Here is a 23,365-nt window from a genome sequence, read left to right as displayed (position 1 = left end):
TCGCTTCATTATCAGAGATGACCCGAGGGGATGCCACAAAAAATAACCAATCTGTAACAATTACAGAATGGCTTTAATGCTCTCCGCCAGCGGCGTGGTCGGGCGGCCGATCAGTGTGCTCAGGGTATGGCTGTCGTCAAACAGGCCGCCTTTGGATGCACCCACGTCGGAGTCCGCGAGCATATCCGCCAGCCCCGCAGGCAGACCCACCCCCTTCAGCGCGGCGGCAAAATCGGCTTCGCTGAGATTCTGATAGGTCACCGGCTTCCCGCTCTGTTTGCTGAGTTCAGCCGCCAGCTCGCTCAGCGTCCAGCCGTGGTCGCCAGCCAGTTCATATACCTTGCCAGCATGACCCTCTTCAGCGATCACTTTGGCTGCGGCGGCGGCGTAGTCTGCACGGGTGGCAGAGGCAATTTTGCCTTCGCCTGCCGCACCTATAAACACGCCATGCTCAATCGCCGGTGGCGCGCTTGCCAGATAGTTTTCGGTATACCAGCCATTGCGCAGCAGGGCATAAGGAATGCCGGACGCCGCCAGCGCTTTCTCCGTCTCGACGTGTTCAACGTGCAGGCCCAGCGGGGAGCGATCCGCATGCAGCAGGCTGGTGTAGGCGATGAATTTCACGCCAGCGGCTTTGGCGGCGTTAATGACGTTCTGATGTTGGGTTGCACGCTGGCCGACTTCGCTGGAGGAGATCAGCAGCAGCTTATGCACGCCGCTCAGCGCGGCGGTGAAGGCGGCTTCGTTCGTGTAATCCGCCTGACGAACTACAATTCCCTGCTGGCTTAAGGCGTCGGCTTTCGCCGGGTTACGGACAATGGCGACAATCTCGTTTGCCGGAACCGTTTTCAGCAGTTCTTCAATAACGTATTGGCCAAGCTGGCCGGTAGCGCCGGTAATCGCAATCATGATGAATCTCCTTCGTGTTTGTCTGGTGTTATGGCACACTAGCACCATAGCTAACTTTTAGTAAGTACGTACAAAAAGGTAAGTATGAAAACAACGATACCGACACTCAGCGAACAAATGCGCGATGGCAACCTCTTTGCGGAACAGTGTCCTTCCCGGGAGGTGCTCAAACACGTTACCAGCCGCTGGGGCGTGCTGATTCTGCTGGCCCTGCGTCAGGGAACGCATCGCTTCAGCGATCTGCGCCGCAAAATGGGCGGGGTAAGCGAAAAGATGCTGTCCCAGTCGCTTCAGGCGCTGGAGCAGGACGGGTTTGTCGATCGCGTGTCATATCCGGTTGTGCCGCCGCACGTAGAGTATAGCCTGACGCCGATGGGGATTGAGGTCAGTGAGAAAGTGGCTGCGCTGGCGGACTGGATTGAGGTGAATACGCCGAAGGTGATGGCGAATCGGGACGATCGGGCGGCGTGACATGCCGGGTGGCGGCTTCGCCTTACCCGGCCTACCCGATCTCGTAGGTCGGGTAAGCGAAGCGCCACCCGACACAATCACCGCGACTTGCTTAGGTCAACCTGATAAATCGCGAAGCCAATATCATCGGTCGCCACCTTCTTCATCGGATACTGCGCCTTATCCTTAATGAACGCGGCGGCCTTATCGGACGGTGACGTTTCAAAGCGGATATCCAGTTTCGTATCGCTGTGGATCGGTGCCAGGCGCCAGTTGTTATCCACGGCCGGGTGAATTTCGCCCGCCTTCTTCGACTCAGCACTGATCCACGCCGCCAGTACCGAGCGGTTTTCGTCCGGTGAAGCAAAGGCGATGTGGTTATCTCCCGTACCGGCAAACTTACCGCCATAGGCGCGGTAGTTATTGGTTACCACCAGGAAGGTGGCATTCGGATCGATCGCCTTACCGTTGAAGGTCAGGTTTTTGATGCGCTCGGCCTGCGGGTTAATGGCCTGGCACTCGCCGTCATATTTCGCGGGTTGGGTAACGTCAATCTGATAATTCACGCCATCGATCACGTCAAAGTTATAGGTTCGGAAGCCATCCCAGTTAATCAGCGACTGCGGTTTACTGCTCTTCGGATCGATCTGGTTAAACTGTCCGGCAGAGCACTCCAGCCATTCCTTCACTTCTTTACCCGTCGCTTTCACCACCACCAGCGTGTTCGGATAGAGATAGAGATCGGCGGCGTTACGGAACGTCAGCTGGCCTTTCTCAACTTCGACATAGCTTGCCGGGTCGTTCTTACGCCCGCCAACTTTGAATGGCGCAGCGGCAGACAGCACCGGCAGTTTTGCCAGATCCGGATCGCCCTGAACAAAGTGTTCGGCATAGGCCTTCTGCGCCATGTTGACGACCTGAACGGTTGGGTCATCCTGCACCAGCGCCAGGAAGCTATACATATTATCGGCGGATTGGCCGATCGGCTTGCTGACGAATTCGCGGGTGGCGTCGTGATCGTGCTTCAGCACGTCGACCAGTTTTTTATCTTCAGCGGCCAGTGATTTTTTAGCCGCAGCGTCGTAAATCGGACGCGCCTCTGCTTTTGACTGAGTGACCTTCCAGCTGCCGCCGTCGTTATTGAGTACCAGATCCACCACCCCAAGGTGGTCGCCCCACATGCCCGGCATCACCGATGGCACGCCATTGAGCGTCCCTTTCTCGATGTCTGCGCCCTTAATGCTGGCAAAGTCCTTACCCGGGAAGACCGCGTGGGCGTGGCCGAACAGGATCGCATCGACGCCCGGGACTTCACTCAGATAATAAACGGAGTTTTCCGCCATGGCCTGATACGGGTCGGCGGAGAGTCCCGAGTGCGCAACCACCACCACCAGATCGGCCCCTTTTTCGCGCATTTCCGGCACGTATTTGCGCGCAGTTTCGGTAATATCGTTAACGGTCACTTTACCGTCGAGGTTGGCTTTATCCCAGGTCATGATTTGCGGCGGCACGAAGCCGATATAGCCGATTTTAAGCGTCTGTTTTTTACCGTCCTGATCGACAACCTCGGTCTCTTTAATCAGATAGGGGGTAAAGAGCGGCTTCTGCGTCTTAACGTCGATGATGTTGGCGTTAACGTAAGGGAATTTTGCGCCAGCCAGCGCATCGTGCAGGTACTTCAGGCCGTAGTTAAATTCGTGGTTGCCCAGGTTGCCGACGGCATAATCCAGCGTATTCATCGCCTTATAAACGGGATGGATCTCGCCTTTCTTTAGCCCCTTCGCGGCCATGTAATCCCCGAGTGGACTACCCTGAATAAGATCGCCGTTGTCCACCAGCACGCTATTTTTCACTTCACCGCGCGCGGCATCGATCAAACTTGCCGTGCGGACCAGACCGAATTTTTCGGTAGGGGTATCTTTGTAGTAATCGAAGTCCATTATGTTGCTGTGCAGATCGGTCGTTTCCAGAATACGCAGATCTACCGTCGCCGCCTGCACGCTCGCTGCAATCAGCGTCGCCAGAAGCGTTGCACTAAACTTAATCATCAGAGGAGTCCTTTTTTCGATCCATGCCACAAAAGAGTATGTATCTATAGCGTGTTGCTTACAGAAATGTGAATCCTGACAGAAAAAAGCGTACTGAAACCGGAATTGCTTCACAGATAGCGGAATTGTTCACATTACGATATAACTAAAACAATGAGTTAACCTCACTGCGTTAACAAAGAGGTGGAGAATGCTAGATAAAATTTGTCAACTCGCACGGGATGCGGGGGATGCCATCATGCAAGTGTATGACGGTGCAAAACCGATGGAGGTCGTCAGTAAAGCGGACGACTCCCCGGTCACGGCGGCGGATATCGCTGCGCATAAGGTCATTATGAACGGTTTACAGGCGCTGACGCCGGACATCCCCGTTCTGTCTGAAGAAGCGCCGCAGAGCTGGGATGTACGCCAGCACTGGCAGCGCTACTGGCTGGTCGATCCGCTGGACGGTACCAAAGAGTTCATCAAGCGCAACGGGGAGTTCACCGTTAATATCGCTCTGATTGAAAAGGGAAAGGCGGTGCTCGGCGTGGTTTACGCCCCGGTGATGAAGGTGATGTACAGCGCGGCGGAAGGTAAAGCCTGGAAGGAGGAGTGCGGCGTTCGTAAGCAGATCCAGGTGCGCGATGCGCGCCCACCGCTGGTGGTGATTAGCCGCTCGCACAGCGACAGTGAACTGCAGGAGTACCTGCAGCAGCTGGGGGAACACCAGACGACGTCGATTGGTTCATCGCTGAAATTCTGCCTGGTGGCGGAAGGACAGGCGCAGCTTTATCCGCGCTTTGGGCCGACTAACGTCTGGGATACGGCGGCAGGGCACGCGGTTGCTGCGGCCGCCGGGGCGCATGTTCATGACTGGCAGGGCAAGCCGCTGGACTATACCCCGCGTGAATCCTTCCTCAACCCCGGCTTCCGCGTCTCGATTTATTGAGCCAACAGCTTGTGCAGCAGGGCGACGACCTGCTGCACCTCTTCCTGGGTCAACGCGCCGTCTTTCACCCACTGGACGCGACCTTCCTTATCCAGCACGATAATCGCGGAACTCTCTTCCTCCAGCTGCCAGGCCTTACGGGTGACTCCGTTGCTGTCGACGATAAACTGCGACCACGGATAGAGCTTCTTATTACTCTCAAGGCTTGAACGCACAAACATCCCGGAGCCGGGAATCGCGTCATCGGTGTTCACAATCGTGGTGGTCTGGTAGCGATCGTGCGGGAATTTTGCGGCCTTGATCGCTTCCACCAGGTTGGCATTTTTCTCTTTTGCAGATGTACGACCGGCAATATGTTGTACAACTCTCACTTTGCCTGCGAGCTGCGCGCTATTCCAGGCTTTATAGCTAAACTTATCATTGTCGAGAATCAATTCTCCCCGGTCAGCAATGCCGACTGGCGGGACACGTTGTCCTTTTTCAATGTTGTGAGCGCAAGCCCACAGGGGCAGCAGCAGACAAGCTGCTGCAAGGATGTTACGTAGGGTCATGGCGTTTCCTTATTGTTTGCAGGTGATCCGACCACTTGGTCTTACGCTTTTAATCATAAGTGCGATCAATGTGGTTTTCCCGCAATCCCAATGCCAGTTTGCGGGTGAACGCACATATCCATGAAAAAACGACGGCTTATACTGCTCTCAGTCACGCTTTGCAAAGATTATTCTGAATAATTGTAATCAAACGGTAAATAAACTTATGCACACTGGGTAACACCGTAGTTCTGGTCTATAGTCATTGGGCATCAAAATTTGCGCTCAGGACAGTCGGGCCGATTGTGGCACCGCAAGAGCGTATGATTCGCAGGAGATACAAGAATGAAAATTTTCCAACGCTACAACCCGCTTCAAGTGGCGAAGTACGTGAAGATCCTGTTCCGTGGACGGTTGTACATCAAGGATGTTGGCGCTTTTGAATTTGATAAGGGCAAGATCCTTATCCCAAAAGTGAAGGACAAACAGCACCTGTCTGTGATGTCCGAAGTCAACCGTCAGGTTATGCGTCTGCAAACTGAGATGGCTTAACCAACGTGCTATGCAGTAGTTAAAAAGACGGCTCCCAATGGGAGCCGTTGATGTATATGGGGCTTACGCCGACACCTTCTCTTCTGCGTCAGGCATCCGCGGCACCAGCACGGTCGGTTTGTTGTCAATGCGCGTCACCAGCAGCTGGTCGATGCGGTAGTTATCAATGTCCACCACCTCAAACTTGTAGCCGGAGAACTTCACCGAATCGGTACGTTTCGGGATTTTGCGCAGCATAAACATCATAAAGCCGCCGATGGTTTCGTAATTACCGGACTGCGGGAACTCGTCGATGTCCAGCACGCGCATGACGTCTTCAATCGGTGTACCGCCATCAATCAGCCACGAGTTATCGTCACGCTGAACAATCTGCTCCTCCAGCCCCTGGCCCACCAGGTCGCCCATCAGCGTGGTCATCACGTCGTTCAGTGTAATGATCCCCACCACCAGCGCGTATTCGTTCATGATGACGGCGAAGTCTTCCCCGGCGGTTTTGAAACTTTCCAGCGCTTCCGAGAGCGTCAGGGTGTCTGGCACGATCAGGGTGTTGCGGATCTGCACGCCGCTGTTGAGCGCCAGGCTCTGGTTTGCTAGCACGCGGTTGAGCAGGTCTTTGGAGTCGACGTAACCGATGATGTGGTCGATATCTTCATTACAGACCAGGAACTTAGAGTGCGGATGCTGTGCCACTTTGTTCTTCAGGCTCTGCTCATCCTCATGCAAATCGAACCAGATAATGCTTTCACGGCCCGTCATGGAAGAGGGCACGGTACGGGATTCCAGTTCGAATACGTTCTCAATGAGTTCGTGTTCCTGCTTACGCAGCACCCCGGCCAGCGCGCCAGCTTCCACCACCGCATAGATGTCGTCAGAGGTGATGTCGTCTTTACGCACCATGGGCAGCTTGAAGATGCGGAAAATCACGTTTGCCAGGCCGTTGAAGAACCATACCAGCGGACGGAACACGAACAGGCAGAAGCGCATCGGGTTGATGATACGCAAAGCCACAGCTTCTGGCGCAATCATACCGATGCGTTTCGGGGTCAGGTCAGCGAAGAGGATGAACATGCCGGTAACCAGCGTGAAGGAGAGAATAAAGCTCAACTGCTCGGCCAGTTCGGCGGACATGTACTGCACAAACAGGCTGTAAAACGCCGGCGAAAACGCTGCATCGCCCACGATACCGCCGAGAATGGCGACCGCGTTCAGACCAATCTGCACCACGGTGAAGAAGGTGCCGGGGTTCTCCTGCATTTTGAGAATGCGGGAGGCGTTGATGTTGCCTTCATCAGCAAGCAGCTTCAGTTTGATTTTACGGGAGGCGGCCAGCGAAATCTCCGATATCGAGAAAAATGCACTGACGGCAATCAGACAAAGTATTACTAAAATACTGTTTAACATAGTTTATCCGGCTTCTCGCCAGATCCTCAGAAGGGGAATTGATACCATTTGTGTGAAAACACGTAGAACGTCAGCCCGTAGCGTTGAGCTGATTATTTCAGCGGGTAGTATAGCGTAAAGAGATGTAAATCTGCCAGAGGTCACGTTTTGGCATAAAAACAGACCGGACAGTGGAGTGCTGACCGGTCTGTGCGGTTATTTCACGGGAGATAAATGGGCGCTTCCCACCGTCTGTCGTGTGGCGTCGCCTCCCCACACCTGGTCATACTCGTATCCGGTTAACTGCTTGATGATCACCCGAGTCCTGGCGTCGCAGTCGCGGTAATCTCCGCCCAGTTTCCGTCGGGCAATCTCCTTGAGGAGCAACTTATGCGTCTCGCGGGTGAGCTTAAACTTGTAGGTAGTGAAGAAACTCACCGCCAGAAGCGCCGCGGTGGCAAAAATCATCAGGCCGATAATGGCCCCCAGCGCGCTTTCCGGTTGTGCGCCACTGCCTTTCACGAAACCGGACTCCTGCAGCACCAGACCAATAATCATGATGGCAATAGCCACGGTACTTTTGCGGGTCAGGACCATCACACCGGCAAAAATCCCTTCGCGTCGCTGCTGCGTCACCATCTCGTCGATATCCGGAATGAAGCTGTAGATATTCCACGGAATGTAGTAAAGGCCGGAGCGGGCGGCACCCAGCAAGATAAAGACCGCCGAGAACAGCAGCGTCGGCACCTGCGTTTCGGTAAGGTAGACCGTAAACAGGAATACCAGCACGCAGAAAATACAGCCGTAGGAGAGGCGGAGCGCGGCGGAAGGAGTCACATTCAGCCGGTTCAGCAACAGCATAAACCCGTATGTGCCCGGCACCGAGGCGAAGGCCGCAATGCTCAGCCAGCCAGATACCGCTGCCGCATCCTGGCTCAGGCAATACACGACATAATAGGTAAAGACCGAACCGAATACGTCCATCGCCGTAAACGAAAAGATATAAATAATGATATGCAGCCGGAACGCGCGAATGCGGAATGAAGAAAAGAGATCCAGAACCAGATATTTCAGGTGATTGAGTATCCCGCTGCTGCGCTGGTTATCCACTTTAAAATCGGACTCCTGCTGCACATCTTTGGCTTCCCAGGTGGTGTACCAGGTAATAAATACCGCAATGCAAAATACGCAGGAAAATATCAGCCCGGTAAGGGTATAGGTAAACGGATTATCTTTACCCGTGAACTGCATAATGACGCCGGGGACGGAAACCGCAAGAAAACCCCCGAGCTGAGAGCAGATCATGCGCACGCCGGAAAGGCGGCTACGCTCTTCATAGCGGTTTGTCATTTCCGCTGCCAGCGTTTCCCACGGGACCAGCACCATCGCCGACAGCAGTTCAATCGAGAGATAGGTGCCCAGATAGTACCAGTAGCCCATGTCCGTCAGCCACAGCAGGGCATACAAAAACATGAGTGGTGAGCTGAGTAATAAAAAGAAGCGGCGGCGGCCAAATTTACGTCCGAGCCAGGTATTACCGAAATTATCGGTGACGTATCCCATAATGGGGCTGAGGAGTGCGTCAATAACGCGGGCAATGGCGAATATTGAACCCGCCTCAATCACTGAGAGTCCGCAATAGGTGGTGTAAAAAAAGAGCAGCCAGGTGCCGATAATGGCAAAAGCGCCCCCGCCAAACAGATCGGTTACGCCGTAGCCAAGCGCTACGCCGTAACCAACTCTACGTTCAGTTGGTTTGACCATAATAATATCCAGTGTAGGGTAATGATTAACCTGTGTTTCAGGTCGTTTTTTTATTTACTGCTGGACGACACATTACGTTCTAATTATTGATATCTATCCATTTTCTTAATTGAGATGAGCGATAAAGGGCCTCCACAAGGGTGAGTGATTTCCCGGCAGCATGGATATCGGTGTAGTCCGTTTCCGGGTGATGAATGGCATGATAAAAACGGCGGATCGCCTGCTGGTGTCCCAGCCCCCAGTAGCTTTTGACCGAGCCGTCAGGAGAATCATCGGTTGCCAGCTTGCGACGTTCGCCCGGGGTGATGCGCCAGAGCACGTTGTCATTGAGCAGCAGCGAACCCCGTTCGCAATGGATCTCAAGCCAGAGGGGGGAATCCGTGGTATTGCAGTTGCTGGCATAAAACAGGCCACGCGCGCCGTTAGCAAAGTGCAGCGTCGCCATTGCGCTGTCCTCCCCTTCGGTTACGTCCGCCAGCTCACCGCTCTCCACCACGCCTTTCAGGCGCGTGACCCCGCCGGCGAACCACTGCATCAGGTCGAGGGTATGGATCGCCTGGTTGATCAGCAGACTGCCGCCTTCCGTTGCCAGCCGTCCACGCCACGGACTTTCGGTGTAATAGGCGCCCGACCGCGACCACGTCAGCACCGCTTTCATGCCGAGCATCTTCCCCAGCCCGCCCTCGCTTAACTCCTGTCGGATGCGCAGGCTGGTGGGGTTGAGCCGGTTCTGATAGCAAACGCCGAGCAGACCCGGCGACTGGTCGACGGCCTGGACGATATCGCCGAATTCACTGCTGTTCATCCCCACCGGTTTTTCGCAGAACACATGCTTCCCGGCGGCGAGCGCCGCCAGAATCATACGTTTATGCTCGAAATGCGGCGTACAGATATGGACCACGTCGATGGCATCATCCAGCAGCATTTCCCGGTAATCCTGATAAAAACGGCACTGATAGGCCATCGCCAGCGTCAGTCCTTTAACGCTGTCGATATCCACCAGCGCGCGCAGCGCGACGTTGGGGATCTGGCGTAATGCATTCACATGGCAGCGGTGAATCGCGCCGGCACCGATAACCGCTGTGTTCAGGATCGTCATCGTTGCCTCCCGTTATGCCGTCGCGTTGGCCAGCATCTGAGCCTTTACGCAAAGCTCCGCCGCCTTGAAGGCGTGCGCCTGCGTCATGGCGTTTTCGGTCCGGTGCAGGCAGTCGAGGATCAGTTCACCAAAGAACGGGAACCCGACCTGCCCGGCGACGGGATAACGGAATTCTCCCTCCTTGTTCACCAGGTAAACCACATCCTGCTCGCCGCGGGTTAAATCGACATATTTGCGGATTTCGATATAGCCTTCGGTGCCGAGCAGGGTCAGACGACCGTCGCCCCACGTTGACAGCCCGTCTGGCGTAAACCAGTCGCAGCGGAAATAGCCGCTGGCACCGTTTTCCCCTTTCAGCATCGCGTCGCCGAAATCTTCGAAGGCGGGATACTGCGGGTGTTTAACGTTGCGAACCTGGCTTGCCACCACCGAGGCGTCGCTGTTGCCGGTATAAAAAAGGAACTGCTCAATCTGATGGCTCCCGATATCGCAGAGAATGCCGCCGAAGTCGCGACGATCGTAGAACCACTCCGGACGACCGGTCCCTTCCCGATGTGGACCGGTTCCCAGGGTTTGCACGACGCGGCCAATCGCGCCCTGCTGCACCAGTTGTCCGGCAAAGACCGCGCTCTCTACGTGCAGACGCTCGCTGTAATACACCGCGTATTTCTTCCCGGTTTGCGCCACCATTGCTTTGGCATCGGCCAGCTGTTCAAGGGTGGTGAGCGGCGCTTTATCCGTGAAATAGTCTTTACCTGCGGCCATCGCTTTCAGCCCCAGTGCACAGCGCCCGGACGGGATGGCGGCACCCGCCACCAGGCGCACCTCGTCGTCGTTGAGTATCACGTCCAGCGACGCCGCCACGTTGGCCTGCGGATATTGCTGGATGAATTTATCCACTTTCGCCGGGTCGGGGTCGTACACCCATTTCAGCGTGGCGCCGGCTTCAATCAGGCCGTTGCACATGCCGTAAATATGACCGTGGTCGAGTGCGGCAGCGGCAAAAACAAATTCACCTTCCCGGACAACCGGCTGCGGTTTACCTACCGGGGCGTAGTTCATTCCGTCTTTCTTGTTCATGATGACATTCCTCGATCCAGATCTTTTCCCAGGGGGATGGCACCGACTTCGCTGAAGTTGGCCACGCTTGCGGACTTCTCATAAAAACGGGGGGCGAGGGCGTTCGTCCCGCCGGTACGGTAAAACGGGTCATCGCGCTGAATCGGCAGCGGGACGACGGTGCGGGTAATGGCTGATTTATAAATTGCGGTAATCAGTTCGAGGGAACGCTTGCCCTGCAGGCCATCCACTAACGGTGCCGTGCCGTGCTCAATGGCATAAAGCAGATCGTTAATCTGCCCGTTGTGTAGCGTCCATTCGAGTTTGCGGGTGTCGTGAAAAACCGCGTTGAGTTGCGCTTCTCGCGGCAGATCCTGGCTTTCCTGTGGGAAGCCGTTATCGGCGCTGACGCTGGCAAAGGCCTGCCACGGCGCGGAGATACGCGCTTTATCGCCCTGAATGATGATTTTCTGATCTTCCCCGTGGTGCACCACCGAGGCGGTAAGCTGCGTGAGCGCGCCGTTCGGGTATTTGAAGATCGCGGCGCTGAGGTCTTCCACCTCGGCATTGTCGTGCGCCACGTTGGTCATCATTGCCACGACCTCCGACGGGAAGCCGAGCATCCACTGGATGGCGTCGATATGATGTACCGCGTGGTTAAGCGTGCAGCCACCTCCCTCTTTTTCCCAGGTGCCACGCCACCACAGGTCGTAATAGCAGTGTCCGCGCCACCAGAACGAATCCACCTGCGCATGGCAGATTTTTCCCGCGAGGCCGGAATCCAGCGCTGCTTTTAAGCGCCAGAAAGCATCGGTAAAGCGGTTCTGAGCGATGATGGAGAGCGTTTTACCGCTGGCCTGCTGTGCGGCGATCATCGCGTCGCACTCTTCCAGCGAGGCGGCCATCGGTTTTTCGCACAGCACATGGCACCCCGCGCGCAGGGCATCAATGCTGATCTCCGCGTGAACATAGGGCGGCGTACAGACATCGACGATGTCCACATCGGGCTCTGACGCCAGCATCTGCTGGTGGCTTGCGTACACGCGGGCATCCGTCAGGCCGTAGCGTGCTTTTTTCTCGTGGGCTTTTTCCGGGTAGATATCGACCAGCGCGACGATCCGGCAACGCTGACCAAACTGCAAATAGCCCTGAATATGGTTATGCGAGATATTCCCTGTTCCCACGATAGCGACATTTAACATCGTGTTTCTCCGCTGTTACCAGGTGCCAGAGGCGTCCAGCGTGATGCTGGCGGTCTCTTTAGCCACTGAGGTGCTAATACGCTGCTGAAGCAGGCGCAGATACTGTTTCTCATTGAGCGGCAGGTCGACCCAGTCGTCTGTCCAGGTGGAGAGGTGCATGGCGTTGGAAAGCGTAAGCCCGCGGATCCCTTCCAGACCCGGTGCAATCAGCGGCTCGCCGCGCAAAATGGCGGCAGAGAAATTGGCGGTAATAACGTGATGTTCGCTGCATTCCGGGGCGACGGGGATGGAGACCTCCCAGCATTCGGGTTCACCAAAACCGTTTTGCCAGCGGGCATTGAAGGCGGTTTCGGATTCACGTAACCGCCAGTAGCGCAGTTTCCCCTCTTCGACGACCACCTTGCCGCGGTCGCCAACGATTTCCAGGCGGTTGGTCCCCGGTGTTTCCGCGACGGTAGTGATAAACACGCCCGTCGCGCCATTGGCGTACTCCGCATAGGCGGTGACCTCGTCTTCCACTTCGATATCGCGATGTTTGCCGAACTGGCAAAACGCGCGCAGACGGACCGGCATTCCGACCAGCCACTGCCAGAGATCGAGCTGATGCGGATCCTGGTTGAGCAAGACGCCGCCACCTTCCCCTTTCCAGGTGGCGCGCCAGCCGCCGGAGTTGTAGTAGCTCTGCGAACGATACCAGTTGGTGATGATCCAGTTGGAGCGGCGGATCTCGCCCAGCTCGCCGCTGTCGATAAGGTCTTTTACCTTCTGATAAAGCGGGTTCGGGCGCTGGTTGTACATGATGCCAAACACCACGTCGCACTCCCGGGCGCAGGCGTTCATCTCCTGCACCTGCGCCGTGTATACCCCCGCCGGTTTTTCACACAGGGTGTGAATGCCGTTGCGCATCGCCAGCATCGACAAGCGCGGATGCTCGTAGTGCGGCGTCGCGACAATCACCGCGTCGATAAGCCCGCTCTGGATCATCTCCTGGGCGTCACTGAACACGGGGAGATTGCCGACCAGCTGGCGAATGGCCGGATGCTTTTCCGGTGCATCATCGCAAACCGCCGTCAGGCACGCGTCGCTGACCGTACCCGCCAGTAAATAGCGCGCGTGGACCGTGCCGATATTACCTATTCCAATAATGCCAAAACGTACCTTATCCATGTCACACCTTAATTTCTGTTGAAAAGAAGTGATGACCGGAAAATAGGAAAGGCGAGCCGCAGCGACAATGTGTTTTTGTGAGAATACTCGCAAGGTGATTAAGTAATCTCCAGGCTTTCTGAAATTTGGTTTTAAAATCAAAAGGCTGTTTCTGCAAATATTTGCAAAAACTGAATGAGAGCGAGGTCACACTATGCCGGGCAGGTTAAAAATGGAGGAGATTGCGGCCCTGACGGGCTATTCCGTCAGTACGGTATCTCGGGTATTAAGCGGCAAATCGTACACCAGCGATAAAGCCCGGGAGGCGATCGTTCGTACTGCCAGAGAATTAGGCGTACTGGAGTCCATGGCGAGCGGCAGACTGTTAATTAACGGTATCGCTGTTTTTGCGCCAGAAAGAACCTTTCAGGGACGCGGCGATATTTTTTATCTGGAAGTCACAAAAGGGATTACTGAAGCCTGCGCGCGACACAATGTGTGGGTGAGCTGCTGTGGATTAGAAGAACAGCACGCCGACGTGAAATTATTTATGGAAAAGGCCGGCCAGAAGAATATTAACGCGATAATTATTATTGGGACTGATGATTCCACCATATTTAAACTGGCGAGCACGTTAAATAAGCCCTGCGTGTTAATTAATTCCGTTGACCGGGATCGGGAGCTTGATGCCGTGTCACCCGATCACCGGGCGATTGGGTTTACCGCCATGCAGTATCTTTTTGAGCAGGGACATCGGCGTGTGCTCACGCTCACCTGCCTGCGGCGAGAAACGCTTTACGCGCGTCTGGACGGCATTAAAGAGGCGTATCGCCATTTTCACGTGGGCTTCGATCCCCAGCGTGATTTGCTCGTGACGGAGTGGTTTACCGCTGAAGAGGCTGAGCGGGCTTTGGATGCGTGGCTGATGAGCCATGATAGATCGCAGTGGCCGGAGGTGATTTTCCCGAACAGCACCAGCATGGTGGAAGGGGTGGTCAGGGCGTTAACCCGACACGGGCTGCGCGTTCCGGAAGATATTTCACTGATAACGACCGATTTTGCATGGAACCTGGCGCACCGTCTGGAAAAACCGGTCACGGGCGTGACGGTGCCCTGTCGGGAGCTGGGGATTGAAGCCGTTCACCTGCTGCAAACGCGGCTTAACCGACCGCAGGCGCCGGTCTTTAACCTGCTGTTGCAGGGAAAAGTGATGGATTACGGCTCGGTCTGTAATGCAACGCGCCACGCGGCTCGCGTGGCGCTGGAACGGTGATCAGGCCAGTTGAGGCGGCAGGCAGACGCCGATGCCTCCGATACCGCAGTAGCCGTACGGGTTTTTGTGCAGGTACTGCTGATGATCGTCCTCGGCATAGTAGAACGGTTTCGCGGTGGTGATTTCGGTTGTCACGTCACGCGTATCGCCCGCTTCCCGCATGGCCTGCTGGAAACGCTCAAGGCTGGCGCGGGCGGCAGCATCCTGCTCAGGCGTGAGCGGATAAATGGCCGAGCGGTACTGTGTGCCGTGGTCGTTGCCCTGACGCATACCCTGCGCCGGATCGTGGTTTTCCCAGAAAACCTGCAGAAGCTGCTCGTAGCGAATCACCGCAGGGTCGTACACCACGCGAACCGCTTCCGCATGGCCGGTCTCGCCGGAGCAGACTTCGCGGTAGGTTGGGTTAGGCGTGTAGCCGCCGGTGTAGCCAGCAGCGGTGCTGTATACGCCGGGCAGCTGCCAGAAGAGGCGCTCAACGCCCCAGAAGCAGCCCATGGCGAACAGGGCGATCTCCATTCCATCCGGCACGTTAGTCATCGAATGGCCATTCACGGCGTGTAAGGTCGCCACTGGCATAGGGGTGTTGCGTCCCGGTAATGCATCAGCTTGTGAAACCAGATGCTTTTTGTCGAATAAACTCACGATGGGGCCTCCCGGGGTGCGATGTTTCGGTTAAGGTTGTCACGACGCGTTTAATTGAACACAATAAATGCGCTGAATGAGTCTAGATTTAATCATAAGAAATATTTGGGTGTTACACCCATTTTCAACCCGTGATGTGGGTTTTTGGCTAACAGGCCGTATTTTGCCGCGGAGCGGCACTGCATTTGCTTCCAGGGTGGAAACAGGGATATTCAGGAGAAAACGTGACAAAAATCCGCCAGTTATGTTTGGTCAGTGTGTTGCTGACAAGCGGGGTTGCCAGCGCGGCGAATGTCCGTTTGCAGGTTGAGGGGCTTTCCGGGGCGCTGGAAAAAAACGTGCGTGCGCAGCTGTCGACCATCGAGAGTGATGAGGTGACGCCGGACCGGCGTTTTCGCGCGCGCGTGGATGACGCGATCCGTGAAGGGCTTAAAGCGCTGGGTTATTACGAACCCACCATTGATTTCGATCTCCGTCCGCCGCCAAAGAAGGGGCGTCAGGTGCTTATTGCCCGCGTCTCGGCGGGGGAGCCGGTACGGATTGGTGGCACGAACGTCGTCCTGCGCGGCGGGGCGCGTACCGACCGGGATTACCTGGATCTGCTCAGCACGCGGCCGAAGATCGGCACCGTGCTTAACCATGGCGATTACGACCATTTCAAAAAAGAGCTGACGAGCGTTTCCCTGCGTAAGGGCTACTTTGACAGCCAGTTCAACAAAAGCCAGCTGGGCATCGCGCTGGAGCGACGCCAGGCCTTCTGGGACATCGACTACGACAGCGGGGAGCGCTACCGCTTTGGCGACGTGACGTTTGAAGGTTCGCAAATTCGTGAAGAGTACCTGCAAAACCTCGTGCCGTTTAAAAAAGGCGACTACTACCAGTCGAGCGACCTGGCGGAACTAAACCGTCGTCTCTCCGCCACCGGCTGGTTTAACTCGGTGGTTGTCGCGCCGGAATTTGATAAGTCTCGCAAAACCAAGGTGTTGCCGCTGCATGGCGTTGTCTCGCCGCGCACCGAGAACACCATTGAGACCGGTGTTGGCTATTCGACCGACGTCGGCCCGCGCGTGAAGGCCACCTGGAAAAAGCCGTGGATGAACTCATACGGCCACAGCCTGACGACCAGCGCCAGTATCTCTGCACCGGAGCAGCAGCTTGATTTCAGCTATAAAATGCCGCTGCTGAAAAATCCGCTTGAGCAGTACTATCTGGTCCAGGGGGGCTTTAAGCGCACCGACCTGAACGATACAGAGTCCGATTCCACCACGCTTGCGGTATCCCGCTACTGGGATCTCTCCAGCGGCTGGCAGCGCGCCATTAACCTGCGCTGGAGCCTGGACCACTTTACCCAGGCCAACGTCACCAACACCACCATGCTGCTCTATCCTGGGGTGATGATCAGCCGCACCCGCTCGCGCGGCGGCCTGATGCCAACCTGGGGGGATTCCCAGCGTTACTCCATCGATTACTCCAACACGATGTGGGGTTCTGACGTGGATTTCTCGGTGATTCAGGCGCAAAACGTCTGGATCCGCACGCTGTATGACAAACACCGCTTTGTCATGCGCGGCAACCTCGGCTGGATTGAAACCGGCGATTTCGACAAAGTCCCGCCGGACCTGCGTTTCTTCGCCGGGGGCGACCGCAGCATCCGCGGCTACAAATACAAATCTATCGCGCCTAAAGACGATGACGGCAAGCTGATCGGGGCCTCCAAGCTGGCCACTGGCTCGCTGGAGTACCAGTACAACGTCAGCGGAAAATGGTGGGGCGCCATGTTCGTTGATGGCGGCGAGGCGGTGAGCGATATCCGCCGCAGCGACTTTAAAACTGGCGCAGGTGTAGGCGTGCGCTGGCAGTCACCGGTCGGGCCCATCAAGCTTGATTTCGCCGTTCCGGTCGGCGACAAAGAAGAACATGGATTACAGTTTTACATCGGTCTGGGGCCTGAATTATGAGTTTATGGAAGAAAATAAGCCTCGGGGTGCTGATTTTTATCGTGCTGCTGCTCGGTACGGTGGCGTTTCTGGTGGGGACGACGACCGGGCTGCATCTGCTGTTTAACGCGGCGAACCGCTGGGTGCCGGGGCTGGAGATAGGTCAGGTGACCGGCGGCTGGCGCGACCTGCGTCTGAAGAACATCCGCTATGAGCAGCCGGGCGTGGCGGTAAATGCCGGGGAATTTCACCTCGCGGTGAAGCTGGGCTGTCTGCGTGACAGCAAGCTGTGCGTTAACGATCTGTCGCTAAAAGACGTTAACGTGGCGATAGATTCGAAGAAAATGCCGCCGTCTGCGCCGGTGGAAGAAGAGGATAGCGGCCCGCTGAATCTCTCCACGCCGTACCCGATTGCGCTCTATCGGGTGGCGCTCGATAACGTCAATATTAAAATCGACGACACCACCGTTTCCGTCATGGATTTCACCTCCGGCCTGCGCTGGCAGGAGAAAAACCTGACCCTGACGCCAACCTCACTACAGGGCTTGCTGATCGCGCTGCCGAAAGTGGCCGAGGTGGCGCAGGAAGAGATCGTCGAGCCGAAGATCCAGAATCCGCAGCCGGAAGAAAAGCCGCTGGGTGAAACGCTGAAGGATCTCTTCTCGAAGCCTGTTCTGCCGGAAATGACTGACGTTCATCTGCCGCTGAACCTCAATATTGAGGAGTTCAAAGGTGAGCAGCTACGCCTGACCGGCGATACCGACCTGACCGTCTACAACATGCTGCTGAAAGTCAGCAGCATTGACGGCAACATGAAGCTCGACGCGCTGGATATCGACACCAACCAGGGGTCGGTGAATGCGTCTGGTAACGCCCTGCTGCGCGACAACTGGCCGGTGGATATCACGCTGAACAGCGCGCTCAACATCGACCCGCTGAAGGGCGAAAAAGTGAAGGTCAAAGTGGGTGGGGCGCTGCGCGATAAGCTGGACGTCGGGGTCAATCTCTCCGGCCCGGTGGACATGGTTCTGCGCGCGCAGACTCAGTTGGCTGAAGCCGGGCTGCCGCTCAATCTTGAGGTCGTCAGCAAGCAGCTTTACTGGCCGTTTACCGGCGAAAAACAGTTCCAGGCCGATGACCTGAAGCTGAAGCTGAGCGGCAAGATGACTGACTACACGCTCTCGTTCCACACGGCGGTGAAGGGGCAGGGCGTACCGCCCGCGAATATCACGCTGGATGCGAAGGGCAACGAACAACAGGTCAACCTCGACAAGCTGACCGTTGCGGCGCTGGAAGGGAAAACGGAGCTGACCGCGCTGCTCGACTGGCAGCAGGCGATCAGCTGGCGGGGCGAACTGAAGCTGACGGGTATCAACACCGCCAAAGAGGTGCCGGACTGGCCGTCGAAGCTGGACGGGCTGATCAAAACGCGCGGTAGCCTGTACGGCGGTACGTGGCAGATGGACGTGCCGGAGATCAAGCTCACCGGTAACGTGAAGCAGAACAAGGTGAATGTTGAAGGCTCGGTGAAAGGCAACAGCTACCTGCAGTGGGTGATCCCGGGTCTGCACGTCGCGCTGGGGCGCAACACGGCGGATATCAAAGGCGAGCTGGGGGTAAAAGATCTCAATCTTGATGCCACCATCGACGCGCCGAACCTGGATAACGCCCTGCCGGGCCTGGGCGGGACGGCGAAAGGGTTAGTGAAAGTGCGCGGTACGGTCGACGCACCGCAACTGCTTGCGGATATCACCGCCAATAATCTGCGCTGGCAGGAACTGAGCGTTGCCCGCGTCCGTGTGGAAGGGGATGTGAAATCCACCGATCAGATCGGCGGTAACCTGAATCTGCGAGTGGAGCGCATTTCTCAGCCGGACGTGAACATTAATCTGGTTACCCTGGACGCCAAAGGGAACGAAAAACAGCATGACCTCCAGCTACGCGTGCAGGGTGAGCCGGTTTCCGGGCAGCTTCACCTGACCGGCAGCTTCGACCGCAAAGCGGAGCGCTGGAAAGGGACGCTGGACAATACCCGTTTCAACACGCCGGTGGGGCCGCTGGCGTTGTCACGCTCTCTCTCGCTGGACTACCGTAATGCGGAACAAAAGATCGCTATTGGGCCGCACTGCTGGATCAACCCGAATGCAGAACTGTGCGTGCCGCAGACCATCGATGCGGGCGCGGCAGGGCACGCGCAGGTAAACCTCAACCGCTTTGATCTGGCGATGCTGAAACCGTTTATGCCGGACACCACGCAGGCCAGCGGCGTCTTCAGCGGGAAAGCCGATGTCGCCTGGGATACGACCAAAGAGGGGCTGCCGCAGGGTAGCGTCACGCTTTCGGGCCGTAACGTGAAGGTGACGCAGGAGGTGAATGATGCGTCGCTCCCGGTGGCATTCGATACCCTCAACCTGAGCGCAGACCTGCATAACAACCGTGCTGAGCTGGGGTGGCTGATCCGTCTTACTAACAACGGTCAGCTTGACGGACAGGTACAAATTACCGATCCGCAAGGACGGCGTAATCTGGGCGGCAACGTCAATATCCGTAACTTCAACCTGGCGATGGTGAACCCGATATTCGCCCGCGGGGAGAAAGCCGAGGGCATGCTGAACGCCAACCTGCGTCTGGGCGGCAACGCGCAAAGCCCGCAGCTATTCGGTCAGATGCGCCTCAGCGGCGTGGACATCGACGGCAACTTTATGCCGTTTGATATGCAGCCCAGCCAGATTGCGATGAACTTCAACGGTATGAGCTCGACCCTGAGCGGTTCGGTGTTAACGCAGCAGGGGCAAATCAACCTGAGCGGTGATGCGGACTGGAGCCAGCTCGATAACTGGCGTGCCCGCATCGCGGCCAAAGGCAGCAAGGTGCGCATTACCGTACCGCCAATGGTGCGCCTGGATGTCTCGCCGGATGTGGTCTTTGAGGCGACGCCAAGCCTCTTCACCCTGGACGGGCGCGTCGACGTGCCGTGGGCGCGTATTGTGGTTCACGAGGTTCCGGAAAGCGCCGTCGGTGTCTCAAGTGATGAAGTTATGCTCAATGAAAATCTGAAACCTGTCGAACAGAAGAGCGCTGGCATACCGATTAATAGTAACCTTATCGTACACGTGGGGAATAACGTGCGGTTGGATGCGTTTGGGCTGAAGGCGAGGCTCACGGGCGATCTGAAAGTGGCCCAGGATAAACAAGGGCTTGGCCTGAACGGGCAGATCAATATTCCTGAAGGGCGTTTCCATGCCTATGGTCAGGATCTGATTGTGCGTAAGGGCGAGCTGCTGTTCTCCGGTCCACCGGATCAGCCTCTGTTGAACATCGAAGCGATTCGTAACCCTGAAGCGACGGAAAACGACGTCATTGCAGGCGTACGCGTCACCGGCTCTGCCGACGAACCGAAGGCGGAGATCTTCTCTGACCCGGCGATGTCGCAGCAGGAAGCCCTCTCTTACCTGCTGCGTGGACAGGGTCTGGACAGCGGTCAGAGCGACAGTGCGGCGATGACCTCAATGTTAGTCGGCCTGGGGGTTGCACAAAGTGGGCAGGTTGTGGGTAAAATCGGCGAGACGTTCGGCGTAAGCAATCTGGCGCTGGACACCCAGGGCGTGGGTGACTCCTCGCAGGTGGTGGTCAGTGGCTATGTACTGCCGGGTCTGCAGGTAAAATACGGTGTGGGTATCTTTGACTCACTGGCAACACTCACGCTACGCTATCGCCTGATGCCTAAGCTATATCTGGAAGCAGTGTCCGGCGTAGACCAGGCACTTGATCTGCTCTATCAGTTTGAGTTTTAGCAATGCGAATATTTGTCTACGGCAGTTTACGAACCAAGCAAGGCAACAGTCACTGGATGACCAATGCCCTGCTGCTGGGGAATTACAATATCGAAAATTACCAGTTGTACAGCCTGGGCCACTATCCAGGCGCGGTTCCCGGCGAAGGAACAGTACAGGGTGAAGTTTATCGTATTGATAATGCTACACTTGCCGAACTTGATGCCTTGCGCACCAGGGGCGGTGAATACGCTCGCCAGTTGATCCAGACGCCGTACGGAAGTGCGTGGATGTATGTCTACCAGCGTCCGGTCGATGGGTTAACGCGGATTGTAAGCGGTAACTGGTTAGACAGAGACCAGTACTGAAAAACGACAACGCCACCGGAAGGTGGCGTTGTTTTTTTACTCTTTCAATTATCTTCTGTATTACGGCGTCTGGTTAAGAACAGAGGAACGAACAGCATGACGTACGGGGCAATAATCCATAAAAAACACAAGGCGCGTGAACGGCCATAGTAGTTTATGCACCGCGTATTGCTTGAAATGACGGGCAGGAAAAACAGTAAAAACAGCAGAATCGCATAATCGCTTCGATAAGGGATCCATAAGTAAAACAAAAACCAGGCAAGCTGGAATGTTATGATGCAGAGATACTGCCATTTGCTGTCTTTGCCGTAACAGTCAAACGCCTTTATGTAACCCATCTTTATGCTTTGAAGAAAGAAACTTAGCATGTATAACGCTCACGATCGCGACGGTCAGGAGTGTGCTCGTCAGCAACGCCCCTAAAAAATAGCTGTGGGTGATATCAGTAGCACCCGAGCCTAAAGTATGCAATTTACTATATCCTCTCTCTACTGCAACAAAAAGTGTATATAGCCCGATGTTGATACAGAACTGAAGTAGACAAGAAGCGACGATATTTTTGGGAATTCTTTTTAATAACATAAGTGATGCGTAGATAATACTTGCTGAAAGAGCAAAATAGAGTCCGTTAAATAAACTTGATAGTAAGGCGATATTAACTTCATTGAAGACTAAATTATCGCTTCCATAGTACCATGCCAGGTATTCAACATACGTGCTTCTGCCAAAGATAAAGGCAGCAATAATAAGGATGAATAGACTCAAGATATGGCTTTTCTTACTCATAATTTTGCTCCCTTAGAAAGCAGTTCCTTCATTGTTTTACCAGCTTCCAGCTGATCTTTGATTATGGCAAGGTCACGAGTATTGTGGTTATACTTTGCAATAGCGGTTGGCGTACCTTTACCACCATTGTCCATAAAGAAGACAATATCCTTACGACCATAAAGAAGTACCTGTGGGATGGGATCACGCCCATAACTCACTGCTTGCGGAAGGGAGTGAATAGACTCTGTCGTGAGGAAGCGAGGAATGCTTTCATGCTCAATATTGCCTAAAGGTGTAGTGGCAACAAGGGAGCCGATAAAATCGGTCGTATACACTAACGCATCGGTATCTTTAGTCGTGACTTTTGAACCCGTAAGATATTTTATCTGTTGCCAAAGGGTAATATCTTTTGGGATTACTTTTATACCATCCATAAACATATCTTGCTTACGTTTTAGCTGAATGACTGTACGATGCACCTGTGTCAAAGAGGGGCTTATTTCCCCAATAGAAGGCATAAGTCCATCGCGGGAATACAGTCGTTCAATGATAAAATAAATTCCAGTTGGGCGGGCAACATCAATGTTAATGGATGACATATGAATCCTGTTATGAATGGGGATTAATGATCATCATGACAGTATGTTATTAATTTCCATGCTATTCAACCACTCCCACCATAAATGATAGGGTGTCCTTTTTTTAAGAATATACAAGATAAAAGAAATGGGATTTATCTTAAAAACTCATGTGGTGCTTTTAACTAATCCATAAAAAAGCCCCGACTCGCGGGGCCTTCATTATCAGCGTAAGAATTACTTCTTAGCCGCGCGCTCGAAAGAGGCGATGATTTCTGCTTTCGCCGCTTCTGCGTTGTCCCAGCCGTCAACTTTAACCCACTTGCCTTTTTCGAGGTCTTTGTAGTGCTCGAAGAAGTGAGTGATCTGCGCTTTCAGCAGTTCTGGCAGGTCGTTCACATCTTTAATGTGATCGTACTCTTTGCTCAGCTTGGTGTGCGGTACTGCAACCAGCTTCGCATCTTCACCGGATTCGTCGGTCATTTTCAGCACGCCAACTGGACGGCAGCGAATGACTGCGCCTGGCTGCAGCGGGTATGGCGTTGGGACCAGTACGTCAACCGGGTCACCGTCCAGAGACAGGGTGTGGTTGATGTAACCGTAGTTGCATGGATAGAACATCGCGGTAGACATGAAACGGTCTACGAACAGGGCGCCGCTCTCTTTGTCCACTTCGTATTTGATCGGATCTGCGTTTGCCGGGATTTCGATAACTACGTAGATGTCTTCTGGCAGTTCTTTACCCGCTGGGACGTTGAGTAAGCTCATGTCGGTGTCCTTTAAAATGGATGGTAAACAAGTGGCAGGTATTATAGCCAACTCACGCTGAATGTCTCCGCCTGTTTTCGCATTCTCTCCCCGCCAGCACCACTTTTCAGACCGATTCCATGACAGAAAAATCCATAAACTCAGCCGCATTTTTAATGGTGAAATGAAAGCGATTACAAACTTGTGAT

The 23,365-nt window shown here is 55.0% G+C and carries 20 protein-coding genes; 7 read left to right on the top strand and 13 right to left on the bottom strand.

The genetic code is table 11. The features are described 5' to 3' along the window. Window positions 1-60: 60 nt before the first annotated feature. Window positions 61-909: an SDR family oxidoreductase gene (locus A4308_RS00605; RefSeq protein WP_023331868.1), complete on the bottom strand. Its 849-nt coding sequence runs from the start codon at window positions 907-909 to the stop codon at window positions 61-63. A gap of 84 nt (window positions 910-993) precedes the next feature. On the opposite strand from A4308_RS00605, the gene A4308_RS00600 reads away from it, so the two are divergent. Beyond that, window positions 994-1,380: a winged helix-turn-helix transcriptional regulator gene (locus tag A4308_RS00600; RefSeq protein WP_023331869.1), complete on the top strand. Its 387-nt coding sequence runs from the start codon at window positions 994-996 to the stop codon at window positions 1,378-1,380. Between the two features lie 77 nt (window positions 1,381-1,457). Here A4308_RS00600 and A4308_RS00595 read toward each other — a convergent pair whose 3' ends face one another. After that, window positions 1,458-3,407 (bottom strand): bifunctional 2',3'-cyclic-nucleotide 2'-phosphodiesterase/3'-nucleotidase, encoded by a 1,950-nt coding sequence (locus tag A4308_RS00595; RefSeq protein WP_023338943.1) that lies wholly within the window; start codon window positions 3,405-3,407, stop codon window positions 1,458-1,460. A 190-nt stretch (window positions 3,408-3,597) separates the two neighbouring features. On the opposite strand from A4308_RS00595, the gene cysQ reads away from it, so the two are divergent. Beyond that, window positions 3,598-4,338, top strand: a complete 741-nt coding sequence (gene cysQ, locus A4308_RS00590; RefSeq protein ID WP_023338944.1) for a 3'(2'),5'-bisphosphate nucleotidase CysQ — start codon at window positions 3,598-3,600, stop codon at window positions 4,336-4,338. On the opposite strand, the gene A4308_RS00585 is transcribed toward cysQ, so the two are convergent. Then, window positions 4,332-4,889, bottom strand: a complete 558-nt coding sequence (locus tag A4308_RS00585) for a YtfJ family protein (RefSeq protein WP_014882256.1) — start codon at window positions 4,887-4,889, stop codon at window positions 4,332-4,334. The genes cysQ and A4308_RS00585 overlap by 7 nt on opposite strands. Window positions 4,890-5,213: 324 nt before the next feature. Here A4308_RS00585 and A4308_RS00580 point away from each other — a divergent pair, with 324 nt between their 5' ends. Then, window positions 5,214-5,420, top strand: coding sequence for a DUF1107 domain-containing protein (locus tag A4308_RS00580; protein WP_003856054.1), 207 nt, complete (start codon window positions 5,214-5,216; stop codon window positions 5,418-5,420). A 63-nt stretch (window positions 5,421-5,483) separates the two neighbouring features. Here the strand turns inward: A4308_RS00580 and A4308_RS00575 are convergent, their stop codons facing one another. From A4308_RS00575 to A4308_RS00550, 6 genes are all read right to left on the bottom strand, one after another. Next, complete coding sequence (locus A4308_RS00575; protein ID WP_023338945.1) at window positions 5,484-6,821, bottom strand: hemolysin family protein; 1,338 nt, start codon at window positions 6,819-6,821, stop codon at window positions 5,484-5,486. 195 nt (window positions 6,822-7,016) lie between these two features. After that, window positions 7,017-8,564: an MFS transporter gene (locus A4308_RS00570; protein ID WP_032637661.1), complete on the bottom strand. Its 1,548-nt coding sequence runs from the start codon at window positions 8,562-8,564 to the stop codon at window positions 7,017-7,019. Between the two features lie 79 nt (window positions 8,565-8,643). Continuing rightward, window positions 8,644-9,663 (bottom strand): Gfo/Idh/MocA family protein, encoded by a 1,020-nt coding sequence (locus tag A4308_RS00565; protein WP_014882259.1) that lies wholly within the window; start codon window positions 9,661-9,663, stop codon window positions 8,644-8,646. Window positions 9,664-9,675: 12 nt separating this feature from the next. After that, window positions 9,676-10,743, bottom strand: a complete 1,068-nt coding sequence (locus A4308_RS00560; RefSeq protein WP_047027137.1) for a Gfo/Idh/MocA family protein — start codon at window positions 10,741-10,743, stop codon at window positions 9,676-9,678. Next, window positions 10,740-11,924, bottom strand: coding sequence for a Gfo/Idh/MocA family protein (locus A4308_RS00555; protein ID WP_045134411.1), 1,185 nt, complete (start codon window positions 11,922-11,924; stop codon window positions 10,740-10,742). Before A4308_RS00555 ends, A4308_RS00560 begins: the two co-directional genes overlap by 4 nt. A gap of 15 nt (window positions 11,925-11,939) precedes the next feature. Beyond that, a complete protein-coding gene (locus tag A4308_RS00550) occupies window positions 11,940-13,091 on the bottom strand; it encodes a Gfo/Idh/MocA family protein (RefSeq protein WP_045134410.1) in 1,152 nt (383 codons plus the stop codon). Between the two features lie 193 nt (window positions 13,092-13,284). Here A4308_RS00550 and A4308_RS00545 point away from each other — a divergent pair, with 193 nt between their 5' ends. Beyond that, a complete protein-coding gene (locus A4308_RS00545) occupies window positions 13,285-14,343 on the top strand; it encodes a LacI family DNA-binding transcriptional regulator (RefSeq protein ID WP_045134409.1) in 1,059 nt (352 codons plus the stop codon). Here A4308_RS00545 and msrA read toward each other — a convergent pair whose 3' ends face one another. Next, window positions 14,344-14,985 (bottom strand): peptide-methionine (S)-S-oxide reductase MsrA, encoded by a 642-nt coding sequence (msrA, locus tag A4308_RS00540; protein WP_023336688.1) that lies wholly within the window; start codon window positions 14,983-14,985, stop codon window positions 14,344-14,346. A gap of 224 nt (window positions 14,986-15,209) precedes the next feature. Here msrA and tamA point away from each other — a divergent pair, with 224 nt between their 5' ends. The 3 genes from tamA to A4308_RS00525 are packed head-to-tail and all read left to right on the top strand — an operon-like array spanning window position 15,210 to window position 21,063. Continuing rightward, a complete protein-coding gene (gene tamA / locus A4308_RS00535) occupies window positions 15,210-16,943 on the top strand; it encodes an autotransporter assembly complex protein TamA (protein WP_045134408.1) in 1,734 nt (577 codons plus the stop codon). Next, window positions 16,940-20,716: an autotransporter assembly complex protein TamB gene (tamB, locus tag A4308_RS00530; RefSeq protein ID WP_023331875.1), complete on the top strand. Its 3,777-nt coding sequence runs from the start codon at window positions 16,940-16,942 to the stop codon at window positions 20,714-20,716. Before tamA ends, tamB begins: the two co-directional genes overlap by 4 nt. Window positions 20,717-20,718: 2 nt before the next feature. Continuing rightward, on the top strand, window positions 20,719-21,063 hold the full coding sequence (locus A4308_RS00525) for a gamma-glutamylcyclotransferase family protein (protein WP_014882267.1): 345 nt from the start codon (window positions 20,719-20,721) through the stop codon (window positions 21,061-21,063). 315 nt (window positions 21,064-21,378) lie between these two features. On the opposite strand, the gene A4308_RS00515 is transcribed toward A4308_RS00525, so the two are convergent. The 3 genes from A4308_RS00515 to ppa form a co-directional block, all read right to left on the bottom strand. After that, on the bottom strand, window positions 21,379-21,849 hold the full coding sequence (locus tag A4308_RS00515) for a hypothetical protein (RefSeq protein WP_023336692.1): 471 nt from the start codon (window positions 21,847-21,849) through the stop codon (window positions 21,379-21,381). After that, window positions 21,846-22,430, bottom strand: coding sequence for a hypothetical protein (locus tag A4308_RS00510; protein ID WP_014882270.1), 585 nt, complete (start codon window positions 22,428-22,430; stop codon window positions 21,846-21,848). The genes A4308_RS00515 and A4308_RS00510 overlap by 4 nt, the downstream gene beginning before the upstream one ends. A gap of 216 nt (window positions 22,431-22,646) precedes the next feature. Further along, window positions 22,647-23,177: an inorganic diphosphatase gene (ppa, locus tag A4308_RS00505; protein WP_008501423.1), complete on the bottom strand. Its 531-nt coding sequence runs from the start codon at window positions 23,175-23,177 to the stop codon at window positions 22,647-22,649. Between the last annotated feature and the right edge of the window lie 188 nt (window positions 23,178-23,365).

Source organism: Enterobacter sp. ODB01 (assembly GCF_001623605.1).
GTDB lineage: Bacteria > Pseudomonadota > Gammaproteobacteria > Enterobacterales > Enterobacteriaceae > Enterobacter > Enterobacter kobei.
The sequence above is the reverse complement of the archived record's forward strand: the minus strand, read 5'-3'. Positions and strand labels throughout refer to the sequence as shown.